General features: G+C 47.3%; 13 protein-coding genes and 1 other RNA gene. 3 read left to right on the top strand and 11 right to left on the bottom strand.

Features of this window, described 5'->3' with window-relative positions:
* Positions 1–21: 21 nt before the first annotated feature.
* The 11 genes from murG to rsmI form a co-directional block, all read right to left on the bottom strand.
* A complete protein-coding gene (murG, locus tag ACYJZR_RS02155) occupies positions 22–1,089 on the bottom strand; it encodes an undecaprenyldiphospho-muramoylpentapeptide beta-N-acetylglucosaminyltransferase (protein ID WP_406966371.1) in 1,068 nt (355 codons plus the stop codon).
* Complete coding sequence (ftsW, locus tag ACYJZR_RS02150) at positions 1,076–2,272, bottom strand: cell division protein FtsW (protein WP_005458190.1); 1,197 nt, start codon at positions 2,270–2,272, stop codon at positions 1,076–1,078. Before ftsW ends, murG begins: the two co-directional genes overlap by 14 nt.
* An 18-nt stretch (positions 2,273–2,290) precedes the next feature.
* Positions 2,291–3,604, bottom strand: coding sequence for a UDP-N-acetylmuramoyl-L-alanine--D-glutamate ligase (gene murD / locus ACYJZR_RS02145; RefSeq protein WP_406966372.1), 1,314 nt, complete (start codon positions 3,602–3,604; stop codon positions 2,291–2,293).
* 39 nt (positions 3,605–3,643) lie between these two features.
* Positions 3,644–4,726 carry a phospho-N-acetylmuramoyl-pentapeptide-transferase gene (gene mraY, locus ACYJZR_RS02140; RefSeq protein WP_005458164.1) on the bottom strand — a complete coding sequence of 361 codons (1,083 nt, stop codon included), beginning with the start codon at positions 4,724–4,726 and terminating at the stop codon, positions 3,644–3,646.
* Positions 4,726–6,090 carry a UDP-N-acetylmuramoyl-tripeptide--D-alanyl-D-alanine ligase gene (locus tag ACYJZR_RS02135; RefSeq protein ID WP_062851669.1) on the bottom strand — a complete coding sequence of 455 codons (1,365 nt, stop codon included), beginning with the start codon at positions 6,088–6,090 and terminating at the stop codon, positions 4,726–4,728. Before ACYJZR_RS02135 ends, mraY begins: the two co-directional genes overlap by 1 nt.
* Positions 6,087–7,568, bottom strand: coding sequence for a UDP-N-acetylmuramoyl-L-alanyl-D-glutamate--2,6-diaminopimelate ligase (gene murE / locus ACYJZR_RS02130; RefSeq protein ID WP_406966373.1), 1,482 nt, complete (start codon positions 7,566–7,568; stop codon positions 6,087–6,089). The genes ACYJZR_RS02135 and murE overlap by 4 nt, the downstream gene beginning before the upstream one ends.
* A gap of 60 nt (positions 7,569–7,628) precedes the next feature.
* A complete protein-coding gene (locus ACYJZR_RS02125; RefSeq protein WP_025588528.1) occupies positions 7,629–9,422 on the bottom strand; it encodes a penicillin-binding transpeptidase domain-containing protein in 1,794 nt (597 codons plus the stop codon).
* Positions 9,419–9,736, bottom strand: coding sequence for a cell division protein FtsL (gene ftsL / locus ACYJZR_RS02120; RefSeq protein WP_005458197.1), 318 nt, complete (start codon positions 9,734–9,736; stop codon positions 9,419–9,421). The genes ACYJZR_RS02125 and ftsL overlap by 4 nt, the downstream gene beginning before the upstream one ends.
* Positions 9,737–9,741: 5 nt before the next feature.
* The gene (gene rsmH, locus ACYJZR_RS02115) at positions 9,742–10,692 is read right to left on the bottom strand and encodes a 16S rRNA (cytosine(1402)-N(4))-methyltransferase RsmH (protein WP_005458168.1); all 951 of its coding nucleotides are present in this window, start codon (positions 10,690–10,692) and stop codon (positions 9,742–9,744) included.
* A 175-nt stretch (positions 10,693–10,867) separates the two neighbouring features.
* Positions 10,868–11,297: RNase P RNA component class A (gene rnpB / locus ACYJZR_RS02110), an RNA gene on the bottom strand.
* A 166-nt stretch (positions 11,298–11,463) separates the two neighbouring features.
* A complete protein-coding gene (gene rsmI / locus ACYJZR_RS02105; RefSeq protein ID WP_005497083.1) occupies positions 11,464–12,327 on the bottom strand; it encodes a 16S rRNA (cytidine(1402)-2'-O)-methyltransferase in 864 nt (287 codons plus the stop codon).
* Between the two features lie 68 nt (positions 12,328–12,395).
* Here rsmI and ACYJZR_RS02100 point away from each other — a divergent pair, with 68 nt between their 5' ends.
* From ACYJZR_RS02100 to ACYJZR_RS02090, 3 genes are read left to right on the top strand one after another with little or no spacing between them, the layout of a single operon-like run.
* The gene (locus ACYJZR_RS02100; protein ID WP_406966374.1) at positions 12,396–14,207 is read left to right on the top strand and encodes a penicillin-binding protein activator; all 1,812 of its coding nucleotides are present in this window, start codon (positions 12,396–12,398) and stop codon (positions 14,205–14,207) included.
* Positions 14,194–14,559 carry a YraN family protein gene (locus ACYJZR_RS02095; RefSeq protein WP_005479720.1) on the top strand — a complete coding sequence of 122 codons (366 nt, stop codon included), beginning with the start codon at positions 14,194–14,196 and terminating at the stop codon, positions 14,557–14,559. Before ACYJZR_RS02100 ends, ACYJZR_RS02095 begins: the two co-directional genes overlap by 14 nt.
* Before the next feature lie 3 nt (positions 14,560–14,562).
* A complete protein-coding gene (locus ACYJZR_RS02090) occupies positions 14,563–15,153 on the top strand; it encodes a phosphoheptose isomerase (RefSeq protein ID WP_005458175.1) in 591 nt (196 codons plus the stop codon).
* The last annotated feature ends 6 nt before the right edge of the window (positions 15,154–15,159 follow it).

Genomic DNA, 15,159 nt, shown 5'->3' with positions numbered 1-15,159 from the left:
AATTCGATTCTCAATAATTCGTTAACGCTTTTCGGTCAAAGCGACAATGGCTTGTGCGACAACTTTGTCAGCATCTAATTTTGCGGCACTGCGTGCCTTTTGAGCCATTGAAAGTAAAGCTTGGCGATCCAATTGTTGGATCTGTTGAGTCAAAGACTCCACGGTTAAATCAGGTTGTTCAATCATCTTCGCAGCACCGCATTCCACTAAGTGGTCGGCATTCAGTGCCTGTTGACGGTCTTTATGCATGAACGGGATAAAAATCGCGCCTACACCTGCTGCTGAGACTTCAGATACCGTCAATGCGCCAGAACGGCACACTAGCAGATCTGCCCACGCATACGCTTGTGCAACATCATCAATAAACTCGGTCACTTCTGCATTAGCAACATTGTTCGCTTGATAAGCAGCTTGCACTTCTTGCGCTGCGCCTTTACCTGCTTGATGACGAATACAGTAGTCTTGTCCCAAGTTTGCCATCACCGCTGGCAATGTTTGATTAAGAATACGCGCCCCTTGGCTGCCGCCCATAACAAGAATACGAATTGGTCCTTCTCTCTCTTGCATACGTTGAGCGGGCTCATCCAACTGCGTTACGTCTTCACGTACTGGGTTACCGACAACCGCCGCAGAAGGAAATGCGCCGGGAAACGCTTGAAAGACTTTCTTAGCGATCTTTGATAGCCATTGATTTGTTAAACCTGCAACCGCGTTTTGTTCGTGTAGAACAACCGGGATACCGCTTAACCAAGCCGCGATACCACCCGGACCACTCACATAGCCGCCCATACCTAAAACGGCATCCGGCTGCCAGCGCTTCATGTGCGCTCGTGCTTGCATGATGGCATTAGTAATTTGAAAAGGGGCAGCTAAAAGACGTTTAACACCTTGGCCTCGCAGACCTTTTACTTTGATAAAGTCGATCTCAATACCATGCTTTGGCACCAAATCGGCTTCCATTCGATCCGCTGTACCTAACCAACGGATCTCCCAGCCTTGTTCTTGAAGCTGCTTTGCAACCGCCAAACCTGGGAATACGTGACCGCCGGTACCACCAGCCATCACCATCAAACGTTTATTCTGTTTCATTCGTCTGTTGTTCTGATTGTTGTTGCGCGCGTTTCAAGCGGCATTCGTGATCGATACGCAGCAATATGGACACTGCAACGGACATGATAATCAGACTGGAACCACCATAACTGATTAGTGGAAGCGTCAAACCTTTGGTTGGAACAATACCAGCGGCTGCGCCCACATTGACCATGGTTTGAAACGCAAACCAAATACCAATACCAAACGCTAAGTAACCACCAAACATCTCGCCTTCTTCAAAAGCACGTTTGCCGATATACACAGCTTTAAGTACCAAGCTAAAAATCAACATCAGCACTAAAACGACACCGACGAAACCAAGCTCTTCAGCCAATACCGCAAATACAAAGTCGGTGTGCGCTTCTGGTAGGTATTCCAGTTTTTGAATTGAGTTCCCCAACCCTTGACCAAACCATTCTCCGCGACCAAACGCCATCAAAGATTGAGTCAACTGATAGCCGCTACCGAACGGATCTTCCCATGGGTCAAGAAACGAAGTAACACGGCGCATACGGTACGGTTCTACCAAGATCAAACCGACGACAGCGCCAATGCCAGCAATCATCAGAGCCAGAAACTGGGTTAGCTTCGCGCCCGCGATAAATAACATACCAAACAGAGTAACCAGCATTACAACGACGGTACCCAAATCCGGCTGACCAAGTAACAAGACGGCGAAGAAAGCAAACACCATGATTGGCTTCATAAAGCCGCCAAAGAAGGTCTGGCGCACTTCATCTTGCTTACGGACTAAATAACCGGACATGAAGATGAACAGCGATAGCTTCGCAACTTCGGCAGGCTGTAAGTTGAACAGACCAAGCGGAATCCAACGAGAGGCGCCGTTTACTGACTTACCTGCAAGAAGTACAACAATCAGCAAGCCGAATGAGACCCAAAGCAAGTAATGACTTTTCTTAAACCATTGCTCTAAAGGTACTTGAAGTATCACCGCAGAGGTCCCGATCGCCAACACTAAGAAGGTGGCATGACGGAACATGAAGTGGAACGGCTGATCGGTCAATCGTGAGCTGATTGGGAAAGACGCAGAGGTCACCATAATCAAACCAGTCAACATCAAACCCAACGCAATCCACACCAACTGGCGATCAAACAGCGCTTCTGGCGCTGGATGCTTAAGCCAATTACCAATGTTGTGTTTAACGTTACTTAAACCCACGAAACGAGTAACCTTTAGTTATGCATATTTCTGAGCAAGAACAGCAAATACATCGCCTCTTGCCATAAAATTGTCGAATTGATCAAAGCTAGCACATGCGGGAGACAGCATCACCATATCACCAGATTTTAACTGCGAAGATATTTGTTGAATCACATCTTCCATGGTGTTGAAACGGATTGCTGACTCATGTAGTGGCATAAAATCATCGCCATCTAGGCCAAAACAGCACAGTTGTAGGTTAAGCGTTGCAAAGATCGGTTTTAATGGCGTGAAGTCCGCGCCTTTACCGACACCACCAACGAGCAGATAAAGTTTACCGGTCGACTCTAATCCTGATAGCGCAGCCGTAGTGCTTGCGATATTAGTTGCTTTAGAGTCATTCACCCATTTTACGCCACGATTATCCGCAACCACCTGGCATCGATGTGTCAGTCCAGTGTAATTTTTAAGTGCATTCAAAGCGTTGTGGTAATCAACACCTGCAGCTTTGAGCAGAGCCAACACGACGAGAGCGTTCGCTAAGTTATGTTTGCCGACAAGTTTCAATTCATCGCTGGCGATGACGCGCTGACCATGATCAAGTAACCATGTGCGAGAACCATCGACTTCAAGGCCGTAAGCTTGCTCATCGCTGCCAAACGTAACCACGGGCATCTCAACCTCTGGGTACGTCTCTTGATCATCACGGTTAACTACAGCTAACTCTGCATGATCAAAAATACGCAGCTTAGCAGCGCGATAATCTGCCATACCTTCGTAGCGATCCATATGATCTTCGGAAAGGTTAAGAAATGCCGCCGCTTTGAGTTTCAAACTCGACGTCGTTTCCAACTGAAAACTTGAAAGTTCCAGTACATACAAATCCGCATCTTGCTCAAGCAGCTCCAGTGCAGGCACGCCAATGTTACCACCGACACCCACCGTCAATCCTGCCGCTTTTGCCATCACACCAGTTAAATCTGTCACCGTGCTCTTGCCGTTTGAACCCGTGATAGCCACCACTGGTTTATTCACAGCCCAAGCAAACAACTCGATGTCCCCCACGACAGGCGTGCCTTTCGCTAGCACCGTTTGTATCTCTGGTGTCGCTAACGCAATACCAGGGTTGGTCACCACCAAGTCCGCCTCTGCAAGCCACTGGGTATTCCAACCACCACGGTGTAGTTCAACCTGTTCAGGCAGACGCTCGGCGCCTGGCGGATTGTCACGCGTATCAATAACTTTAACCGTCAATTGCGGCTGAGTTTTTCGGAGGTGTTTAACGACAGAGAGCCCGGTAATACCGAGCCCTACGACGACAACGTTATGTATGTTTTGCCAACGTTCCATATGTGATCACACTGTATTGCTTGTTCTTGGAAAGTGCGTTTAACGCACTTTCAATGTCGCAAGACCAATCAGAACAAGAACCATAGAAATTATCCAGAAACGCACGATTACACGAGGTTCTGGCCAACCTTTTAATTCGTAGTGATGATGAATTGGTGCCATGCGGAAAATGCGTTGACCGCGCAGCTTGTATGAACCGACTTGGAGGATTACAGACAGTGTTTCCATTACAAACACACCGCCCATGATAACCAGCACTAATTCTTGACGAACCAAAACAGCGATAGTGCCTAGTGCACCACCTAGCGCAAGAGAGCCTACGTCACCCATAAATACTTGCGCTGGATAGGTGTTGAACCATAAGAATCCAAGACCCGCGCCCACAATCGCCGTACATACCACAACAAGCTCAGAGGCGTGCGGTAGATATGGGATGTGCAGATATTCAGAAAAGTTAACGTTACCTGTCGCCCAAGCGATAACGGCAAAACCTGCAGCAACCAGTACCGTCGGCATGATAGCCAAACCATCTAAACCATCAGTGAGGTTTACCGCATTACTGGTGCCAACAATCACGAAGTAAGTCAGAATGATGTACATCAGACCAAGCTGTGGCATCACGTCTTTAAAGAATGGCACGACAAGCTGCGTCGCTGCTGTGTCTTTACCATAAGCGTATAGAGCAAATGCCACAACAAATGCGATCAAAGACTGCCAGAAATACTTCCAACGCGCGATCAAACCATCGGTGTTTTTACGCACCACTTTACGATAATCATCGACAAAGCCAACGGCGCCATAACCTAGCAACACCGTCAGTACCGCCCAAACATAAGGGTTGGATAAATCAGTCCACAATAGAATCGTGATCGAAATAGCCGCCAAAATCATGATACCGCCCATAGTAGGAGTACCACGCTTGCTAAAGTGAGATTCAGGGCCTTCGTTACGCACGACCTGACCAATTTGAAGCATTTGCAAACGCTTGATCATGATAGGTCCCATCCAAAGAGAAAGACCTAGGGCAGTAAGTACACTGAGAATTGCTCGAAAAGACAGGTATTCAAACAATCGGAAAAAAGACAGGTATGGCTGTAGCAGCTCGGCAAGCCAAATAATCATTAAAAATACTCCTTCAAAGCAGCAGCGACTTCAAACATACGTGCACCGTTCGCGCCTTTAACCAAAATAGTGTGTTGGTCAGAAACGGTTTGGTCTAGATGCTGCTTGATGTAGTCAATCATCTCTTGATGTGTCTCAAAGTGAATGCCATGGCAAAGCTCGCTAATGATCTTTGCGTCTGCACCATATGTGAGAACATGTTCAAATTTTTGTGGGGCAGCATGTTCCCCGACTTGACGGTGAAGTGCAAGACTTTCCTCACCCAATTCAGCCATATTGCCTAAAATCAACCAGCGCTGACCGCGAAACGCCCCAAGCAAATCAACCGCCGCTTTCATCGCAGGTACGCTTGCATTGTAGCTGTCATCGATCAACTTGATCGTCGAGCTGAGTTGCTCCACATCCACTCGGCCTTTTACTTTGTTAAGGTTTAAAAGACCAAACTGAATCTCTTCAACAGTTGCCCCCATGTGTAGCGCAATGATTGAGGCCGCAATGGCATTTGCAACGTTATGTTGACCAATAATACCAAGTGACAGTTCAATTTCTCGCGAATCTGATGAAATATGCAAAGTAAAGCTCGCTTTACCTTCCTCATTCATTGTCACGTTCGATGCGTAAAAGTCCGCTTGCGAATTATTATGCGAGAAAGTGATCACTTTTTTATCTGCAAGAACCGATTGCCACAGCGCGTCACCGTTACTATCGAGATTGACGATGGCTATGCCACCAGCCGATACCCCTTGATAGATTTCACCTTTGGCTTGTTTTACACCCTCAATAGAACCAAAGCCTTCCAAATGCGCCGCCGCGACATTGTTTACCAGCGCGATATCCGGTTTCACAAGCTGCGTAGTGTAAGCAATTTCACCAATATGGTTTGCGCCTAGCTCAATCACCGCGTAATCGTCATCTTGCTGAGAACGCAGCAAGGTCAGCGGAACACCAATATCATTATTGAAGTTACCTGCCGTGAACAACACGTTGCCTTTTTGCTGAAGAATGCTGGCAACCATCTCTTTCACAGTGGTCTTTCCACAACTGCCAGTTATCGCAACGGTAGGCGTTTGGCAAGAATGGTGCACCCAAGAAGCTAACTCGCCCAGTGCGATTTTGGTATCCGATACCACGACTTGCGGCGCATTCACATCAAGACGCTTTTCAACCAATAAGGCACCAGCCCCCGCTTCAAATGCTTGCTGACAAAAATTATGCGCATCGAATCGTTCACCGACAAGCGCAACAAACAGCGCACCATTGTCGATCGTTCGCGTGTCAGTGGACACTGCGTCGATAGTCAGATCGTTACCGAATAACGCTCCGCCAGTGATTTCTGCAATTTGAGATAAAGTAACCTTGATCATGAGGACAATCCTAAAAGCTGCATTGCGGATTCGCGGTCGGAATAATGAATCGTTTCGCCATTACGAATTTGGTAGTCTTCGTGGCCCTTACCTGCCAGCAAGATAATGTCTTGAGGCGCAGCGTTTTCTAACGCGTAAGAAAGCGCTTTAAAGCGATCATGCTGAACAATAGCTTCTGCTGGTTTGGATAGGCCAGCAAGCATATCTTTGACGATGAATACAGGGTCTTCACTGCGCGGGTTATCATCGGTCAAGACGACTTTGTCACCCAAACGCTCAGCGATTTCTGCCATCATCGGACGCTTACCTGCATCGCGATCGCCACCACAACCGAAAATAGCCCAAAGCTGTCCGTCACAATGCACGCGCAGTGCTTGTAATGCTTTTTCAAGCGCATCTGGCGTGTGAGCGTAATCGACCACAACTTTGGCGCGATGCTCAGCTTGGAATAGCTCCATTCGGCCTAACACCGGCTGCAATTGAGCAGCCGTCGCTAGCAAATCGTTCTTATCAAAACCAAGGCTCAATAAGGTCGCAAATGCCAGCATTAAGTTGGCTGCGTTGAATTCACCAATCAACGGCGCATGCAGCGTACCTTCGCCAAACTGACCATCAAAACGAATCGTAATACCGGATTCAGCATAAGCCACTTGGCTCGCCCATAGCGCGTGTTCAAACTCAGTTGTAGGATCAAGAGAAACGGCAATCGCATTGGTCAGTTGTTTCGCCCACGCAGCGCCAACTTCGTCATCAACATTGATGATTGCTTGATCACATTGATGCTGGGTAAACAGCGTTAGTTTGGCATTGGCGTACTCTTCCATCGTACCGTGATAATCAAGATGGTCTCGGCTCAAGTTGGTAAATACGCCAGCAGCAAAGGAAAGGGATTTAACGCGGCCTTGGATCAAGCCATGAGAAGACACTTCTAACGCCGTATATTGCGCTTGTTGTTCGGCCAAAGAAGCCAGCGTATGCTGGATTTCCACTGCGTTTCCTGTGGTGTTCGCCGCTTCTTTTAAATCATCTAAGAAACCATTACCTGTGGTGCCCATCACTGCTGCTTTTGAGCCAACTAATCCAATCCACTGCGCGATAAGCTGGGTGATGGTAGTTTTACCGTTTGTACCTGTCACACCAATCAACTTCATATCAGGATAGGTGTACAACTGGCCGGCAATTTCAGATAAACATTTATCAAGCGCATCGAGATAAACCACCGGAATATCATCGATGATGTCGATTGTGCCATGTGCTTTCACATCACAAGCCTGGGCAATCACCGCATTGGCGCCTTTTTCAATCGCAGAGACAATGAACTTACGTCCATCTACCACATGGCCGACAAGAGCGACAAAAGTTGTACCTGGTTGAACTTTGCGACTATCAAGTTCTAGTTCTGAAACAAGAACGGACGCCAAACTAGGGCAATCCACCCAAGGGGAAAGCAGCGCGTCCATACTGATGGCTTTAGTCATAATTGTTCTCCGAGCTTTGGCTCAGGTTTTCTTAAAGTGCTTTGCAGTAGGCTACATCGCCTACTGCTGGAATTTGTTTTCATCAGGTGCGACGTTCAGGATTTGCAGTGCGCCTTTCATAATTTCAGAAAAGACAGGGGACGCGACCGAACCACCATAGTAATCATCACCTTGCGGCTCATTCACAATCACCACCAACGCAATTCGTGGGTCGCTCACAGGTGCTAGACCTGCGGTATAAGTGATGTATTCATCACTATAGCCACCCGCCGATGCTTTTCGAGACGTACCCGTTTTAGCACCGACTCGATACCCCGGAACGGCTGCACGACGAGCCGAACCGCCTTTTTGAGTTACGGTCTCAAGCATATCAAGCACAAGACGCGCATTTTCCTTGCTTACTACCTGACGTGACATATCACGGTCATTACTCTCGATAATATGAATCGGCTCGTACTTGCCAAGGTTCCCTAACGTTGCATACGCATGTGCAAGCTGAATCGGCGTGATAGACAGACCATAACCAAACGCAATGGTTGCACGTTCAATGGGAGACCAACGCGTTCGAGTTGGGAAGATACCAGTCACTTCGCCAACTAAGTTCAAACCAGAAAGTTCCCCAAAACCCACCGAACTGTACAAGCCAAGCAGCGCCTCAACAGGCATTTGCATCGCAAGTTTGGTCACACCGATGTTACTCGATTTTTTCAGAATCATAGACAGACTAGCTTTGCCTACCCACGAAACGTCCCTGACTCGGCTACCGCCCAATCGAAGCACGCCATTACCGGTATCAACGATAGTATCTTTATCCGCCACTCCATTTTCTAAGGCGGCTAAAATAACGAAAGGCTTAATGGTCGAGCCGGGCTCCATTGAGTCCGTGATCACACGGTTACGCATCTTATAACTTTGCCAATCCGTGCGGTTATTTGGGTTGTATGACGGAGCATTAACCATCGCCAAAACGGCACCCGTTTTTACATCCAGCATCACCACGGAGCCAGAGGTTGCACGGTGATCGGCAACCGCCTGTTTGATGGCACGGTAAGCGATAGCCTGCAAACGCTGATCAATGGTCAGCTGCAACGACTTGCCTTCTTGTTTGTCTTGCCAAGCGATGTTTTCAACGACACGGCCATAGCGGTCTTTACGAATGGTCTTTTTACCTTCTTCACCGGTTAGCCATTCATCGTAACTGCGCTCAACCCCCTCTAGGCCATGACCGTCAATGCCTGTCACACCGACAAGGTGCGCACTGACTTCGCCAGCCGGGTAATAACGACGAGACTCCGACTTAAGACCAATACCTGGTAGCTTCAGTTCACGAATGTAGTTTGCCATTGCTGGGCTCACCTGACGCTGCAGGTAAATAAAGCGACGATTTTCGTTGCGCTTGATTTTGTCAATCAGGCCTTGGCGATCCACACCTAACACGTCTGCTAAGGCATACCAGTTTTGTTTCTGACTTAGCGCATTTTCTTTAAAAATGGTGGCTGGATCGGCCCAAACCGCTTCAACAGGCACACTCACCGCTAAAGGTTCGCCATTGCGATCAGAAATAATGCCTCGTGCAGACGGGATAGACTTAACACGAATCGAACGTAGATCGCCCTGCTTAATGAGATTATCCGGCTCGATGATTTGAATGTAGGCCACACGAGCGACAAGAAGCGCAAAGGCGCAGAAAACAAAAAACAGCAATAAGTGGAAGCGCCAGCGAATCAAAAATGATGACTCTACTTCTACTTTCGCTGCTTTCGGTGCGGTTTTGGTGTCGTTTACTGCGGCTTTGGGTTTCGCAGAAGACTTACGCTTATTTCCTTGTTTAGCGTTGGTTTTCTTTCTTATCATTTTAGCGTGATAACCACTTCTTTATCGCCGTCAGGTCGTTTCATTTCAAGATCCTTTTTCGCAAGATCTTGCACTCGACTGTGTTCTGCTAAGGCGGTTTCTTCCAACATCAGGTTGCGCCATTCGCTATCTAATCGCTCGCGCTCAACCAGAGTGTGATCTTTTTCAGTGATCGCTTGACGCGCATGGTGGGTAGCAAATACCACTCCCATTGCTGATGCCATGATCAATAGCAACAATAGTAATGACCAGCGACCAACGGTAATTAAATCCGTGGCGATCAACTTAGCAAGGTTGGGAGTGGGTTTCGTCATAATAATTAAAGCTTTTCAGCAATTCTTAGCACAGAACTGCGCGAACGAGGGTTCATGTCAATTTCTTGTTTGCTCGGTTTTATCGCTTTGCCAACAGTTTTCATGTTTGCGCTGCCAAGCTCTTTGATTTGCGCTTCCGTCAAAGGAATCCCATGTGGAACCTCAGGACCTTTACTTTCTTTGCGGATAAAGCGTTTTACCATGCGGTCTTCCAACGAATGGAAACTGATGACAGATAAACGACCTTCAGGAGCTAAAATACGAGCCGCGCCTTTCAGCGCAGTATCAATTTCTTCTAGCTCACTGTTGATGTAAATACGGAACGCTTGGAAAGCACGCGTCGCTGGGTGCTTTTTCTCTTTAAAACTTTTTGGTGCTGCTTCAGAGATCAGTTTTGCCAACTGACCAGTACGAACCATTGGCTCGTTCTCTTCGTTTTCACGGTATTCCACAATCGCACGAGCAATACGACGAGCGTGTTTGTCTTCACCGAATTCACGAATCACCCAAGTGATGTCATCCAGATCCGCTTCCATCAACCATTGAGAAACCGGGATGCCTGAAGTTGGGTCCATGCGCATATCTAGCGGGCCATCTTTCATAAAGCTGAAACCACGCTCTGCGTCATCCAACTGAGGCGAAGACACACCAAGATCCAATAGTACACCGTCTACTTTACCAACTAGGTCATACTCTTCTGCGTATTGAGCCATGCCAGAAAACGGGCCATGAATAATGGTAAAACGAGGGTCGTCAATTTTGCCTGCTTCCGCAATCGCTTGAGGGTCACGGTCAATACTGTACAGTCGGCCATTTGGGCCTAGTTTGGATAAAATTGTACGGCTGTGACCGCCTCGGCCAAATGTTCCATCAATGTAGATACCATCTGGTTTGATAGCCAAGCCATCAATGGATTCATTTAATAACACGGAAATATGTTGGAAGGTTTCGGTCATAGCTTTCTCGTTGAATGATCTTGAAGCGATTCTTTAGTGTACTGATTTCCTACATCATCGCCACCACAAGTCTAAAGTTAGACGTGATTTACGCCAAGTTTATTGGTAATGACATAGTTTGCGTCAATTAAATGCAAAAAACCCATCGCTACCGAAGTAGAGATGGGTCTCGAATAGGTGGAGCCGACACATAAGCCGGGTTCTGTTCCGCTTGCGCGGCGGTAGCCATTCGTCTAGGCCAGCAATCACTCACTGGCTCGAGCAACCTACCCGCCTCCTTACGCGAGCAACGCAATGTGGAGGCCTATTTGGTCTTGCTTCAGGTGGAGTTTACCCTGCTACGAACTATTACTAGTCGTCCGGTGCGCTCTTACCGCACCCTTTCACCCTTACCTGTTCCCTTGCGGGCCATCGGCGGTCTTCTCTCTGCTGCACTTGTCGTAGGCTTGCGCCCCCCAGGCGTTACCTGGCACCTTGCTCTATGAAGCCCGGACTTTCCTCCCCTTTGTCAGTCTCCCGAAGGACGTCAACGTCAGTTTCCCGAAGGACCTCAACGTCAGTCTCCCGAAGGACATCAACAAAGCAGCGACTACCCAGTCAGCTCCGAGGGCGGATTGTATAGAGTTCTCACTTCAGAGTCTAGTTAGATCACAGATATGATGAAATGAATGCACCGAGTGATGAGTTTTTAGTCAAAACGCAAAAGGTAAACAATAAAAAAGGGTCGATGCTTTCACATCAACCCTTTGCAATATGCAATCTAAACAGCCCTTAATCTAAGTTTTCTAAACCCCATTTGTATAGAGCGTTCTTCTTCAGATTGTGGATTTCTGCCACCAACGCTGCCGCTTTCTTCAAAGGCAGTTCTTTCGTCAGAATACCCAAAGTACGCAAAGCCTCATCGGGCAATGCCTCATCCGATGTTTCACGATGACCATGGATCAAAAGCACCATTTCACCACGTTGCTGGTTATCGTCACTTTTCACCCACTCAATGAGTTCACCCAAAGGCATGCCTTGGATGGTTTCAAATGTTTTAGTGAGTTCTCTTGCTAGAACGACTTCTCGCTCAGGGCCAAGAACGTCTAACATATCTTGTAACGAGTCTAAAATTCGGTGTGGTGACTCGTAAAAAATGCATGTGCGCTCTACCGATGCGATCTCTAAGAATTTATCTTTACGACCTTTACTTTTGGGCGGTAGAAAGCCTTCAAAACTAAAGCGATCTGACGGCAATCCAGACGCGCTTAACGCAGTGATAACTGCACACGCACCAGGAAGAGGCACAACTCTTACGCCCGCTTGACGACATTTTGTCACCAGATGGTATCCTGGATCGCTGATTAGTGGTGTACCAGCGTCAGACACTAAGGCGATAGACTGACCTGACAATAGCTTTTCGACCAAAACCTGTGCTTTTTGTTGCTCATTGTGATCATGCAACGCAAAAGTTTTGGTTTGGATATTGAAGTGAGACAGTAATTTACCCGTATGTCGGGTATCCTCTGCAGCGATGATGTCCACGTTCGACAGAACTTCGATAGCACGTTGTGTGATATCCGCTAAATTTCCGATTGGAGTCGGTACGATGTAGAGAGTTGGCCCCTCATTCGGCAACTTATTTTTATCTGTCATTTGTTTACCATCACTTCAACGATTAATATAGAGACAATTTTGTACAAAATTATAGAGAACTCACGGCAATGATTAACCATAAGAGACTCAGTGTACCACGCATACTCACTCCTGTTGCACTAGCAATTACGCTCGCCGCCTGTTCTTCAGGCCCGAGACAGCCTGATGGCGTAGATGTCACACTTGAGCCTACCCAGTCGGTACAGAACTACATGATTCAAGCTGATAGCACGGAAGGCAGCTTACAAAACGACTGGTTGATCATGGCAACCAAAGCCGCAATCCAAGCGAACCAATTGGATCAAGCAGACCTTCTGATAAAACGTCTGGCTCGCCAACAATTGACGGAAGTTCAACAGGCAGAGTGGCAACTGGCGCGTGCGACCATACAGCAAAAGCAAGGCGATTACTCTCAGTTGTTGCAACTTCTCAACTTTAAGCCTTGGTGGAAACTACCAAATGAGCAGTGGAAAGATTACTACTCTCTACGTGCCGACGCTTACCAAAGCCTAAATCAGCCGTTTGAAGCCAACCGCCAACTGGTAGCGTTTAGTCAATACGCGTCATCAGAAGAGCAACGCGAAATCTCAAGCCGAATTTGGATGAACTTTGGCAGTTACTCTGAATATGAACTGACTTCGCTACAAACTGAACCCAGCGAAGACGTGTTAGACGGATGGTTGCAATTAGCAGTTTACGCAAAAACGCTCTCCGGCAATCTGTCTCAGTTAAAAAATACCCTTGAGCGTTGGTTGAACGAGAACCCGTCACACCCAGCGGCAATCTATACACCAGAAGAAATTCAAAACATTCTGTCACTTGATATCGTAAAACCAAATAACACAGCATTGTTGTTACCATTAACAGGTAAGTTTGCGCCTCAGGCACAATTGATCCGCGATGGTTTTGTATTCGCGATGATGAATGATAGAAACCGCGATCCAAGCGCAACGCTTACCGTCATTGATACGAATGCGTACAGCGCTGACGAAGTGAAGCAACGTCTTATCAACGAAAACATCGATTTTGTTGTCGGCCCGCTGCAAAAAGAAAATGTCGAACTATTGCAAACAACAATGGATGGCTCAGCAAACAGTCCAGCCATTCCAGCACTGGCGCTGAATATTCCTGAAGATGTTCAGCCAGGTACCGACATCTGCTACCTAGCGTTGTCACCAGAGCAAGAAGTGGCTCAAGCTGCAAAATACTTGTTTAGCGAAGGCTATAACTTCCCGCTGATCCTAGCGCCAAAAGGCAGCTACGGTGAGCGTGTTGTGCAAGCTTTCAATGAAGAATGGAGCAAGTACAGCTCAAACAAAGTCGCAACAAGCTACTTTGGTGATAAGCGCCAGCTACAAAAAGACATTAACGACGTCTTTGGATTACAAGAGAGCAAACAGCGTATCGCACAGATGCAATCGCTCATGCGCATTAAGTTGGAAACACAGCCACGCAGTCGTCGTGATGTGGACGCAGTTTACATTGTCGCTCGTAGCTCTGAACTAACACTTATCAAACCATTCATTGAGGTCGCAATTAACCCAGATGCGAAGCCACCAAAATTGTTCTCGAACTCTCGTAGCAACAGCGGTGGTGCGACGTACGAAGACTTAACAGGCATTATCTACAGTGACATTCCGCTGTTAGTAAACCCAGACCCAATCGTGACAGCTGAAATGAATGAGCTATGGGCAGATCAATCCAACATGGAAAAACGCTTAAAAGCTCTAGGGATGGATGCCTACAAACTGATCGGTGAATTGCCACAAATGAAAGTGGTACCAGGTTACTCAGTAAGCGGCCAAACTGGTACGTTAAGCATTGACAACAACTGTGTTGTACAACGCGAATTGAGCTGGGCTGAGCGTGGGGCTCTTTAGTAAGCGTCAAATAGGTAATCAGTACGAGACCCTGGCGAAGCAGTATCTGCAGCGTCAGGGTTTGCGTTTTTTAGATCAAAATTATCTGACAAAGTTCGGCGAAATTGATTTAATCTTCCAACAAGATGAAACTATCGTCTTTGTTGAAGTCAAATATCGTAAGAACGATCATTTTGGCTCAGCGGCTGAAATGGTCACAAACGCTAAAATGCGCAAACTGATCAAAACAGCACAAGTTTGGCTCAGCCAACAACGCACAATGAACACCATAGATTATCGGTTCGATGTCATCGCCATTCATGACAGTGGTCGCGACATCAACTGGATACAAAATGCAATATCTGAAGGATAAGCGATGCTAGACAGCATTAAAGATAGCTTTACAGAAAGTATTCAAATTCAAATCGCAGCCGCAGAAGCTCTGCCTGATGCGATCACGCACGCCGCTCAAGCCATGGTTTCGAGCTTGCTGAATGGCAACAAAATTCTTTGCTGCGGCAACGGTGGCAGCGCCTCAAATGCACAACAGTTTGTTTCTTGTCTTTTAAATCGCTTTGAGACCGAACGCCCTAGCCTTCCCGCTATGGCGCTGACTGCGGACAACACCACACTAACGGCAGTTGCAAACGACTACCACTATCAAGAGATTTTCTCTAAGCAAGTTCGTGCATTTGGCCAACCAGGCGATATTCTTTTGGCGCTTTCTACCAGTGGCAACAGCAAAAACATCATCAAAGCGATGGAGGCGGCTGTAACTCGCGACATGACCATTATCGCCCTAACAGGTAAAGATGGTGGTGAAATGGCAGGATTACTGGGCGAAAACGATGTAGAAATTCGCATTCCATCCCATCGCACGGCTCGCATTCACGAAGTGCATATGGTCACTCTTCACTGCTTATGCGATTTGATTGACCAAGTACTTTTCCCTGCTCATGAAGAATAACAGATT

The sequence above is a fragment of the Vibrio sp. RC2502 genome, from assembly GCF_054850435.1.
The sequence above is the reverse complement of the archived record's forward strand: the minus strand, read 5'-3'. Positions and strand labels throughout refer to the sequence as shown.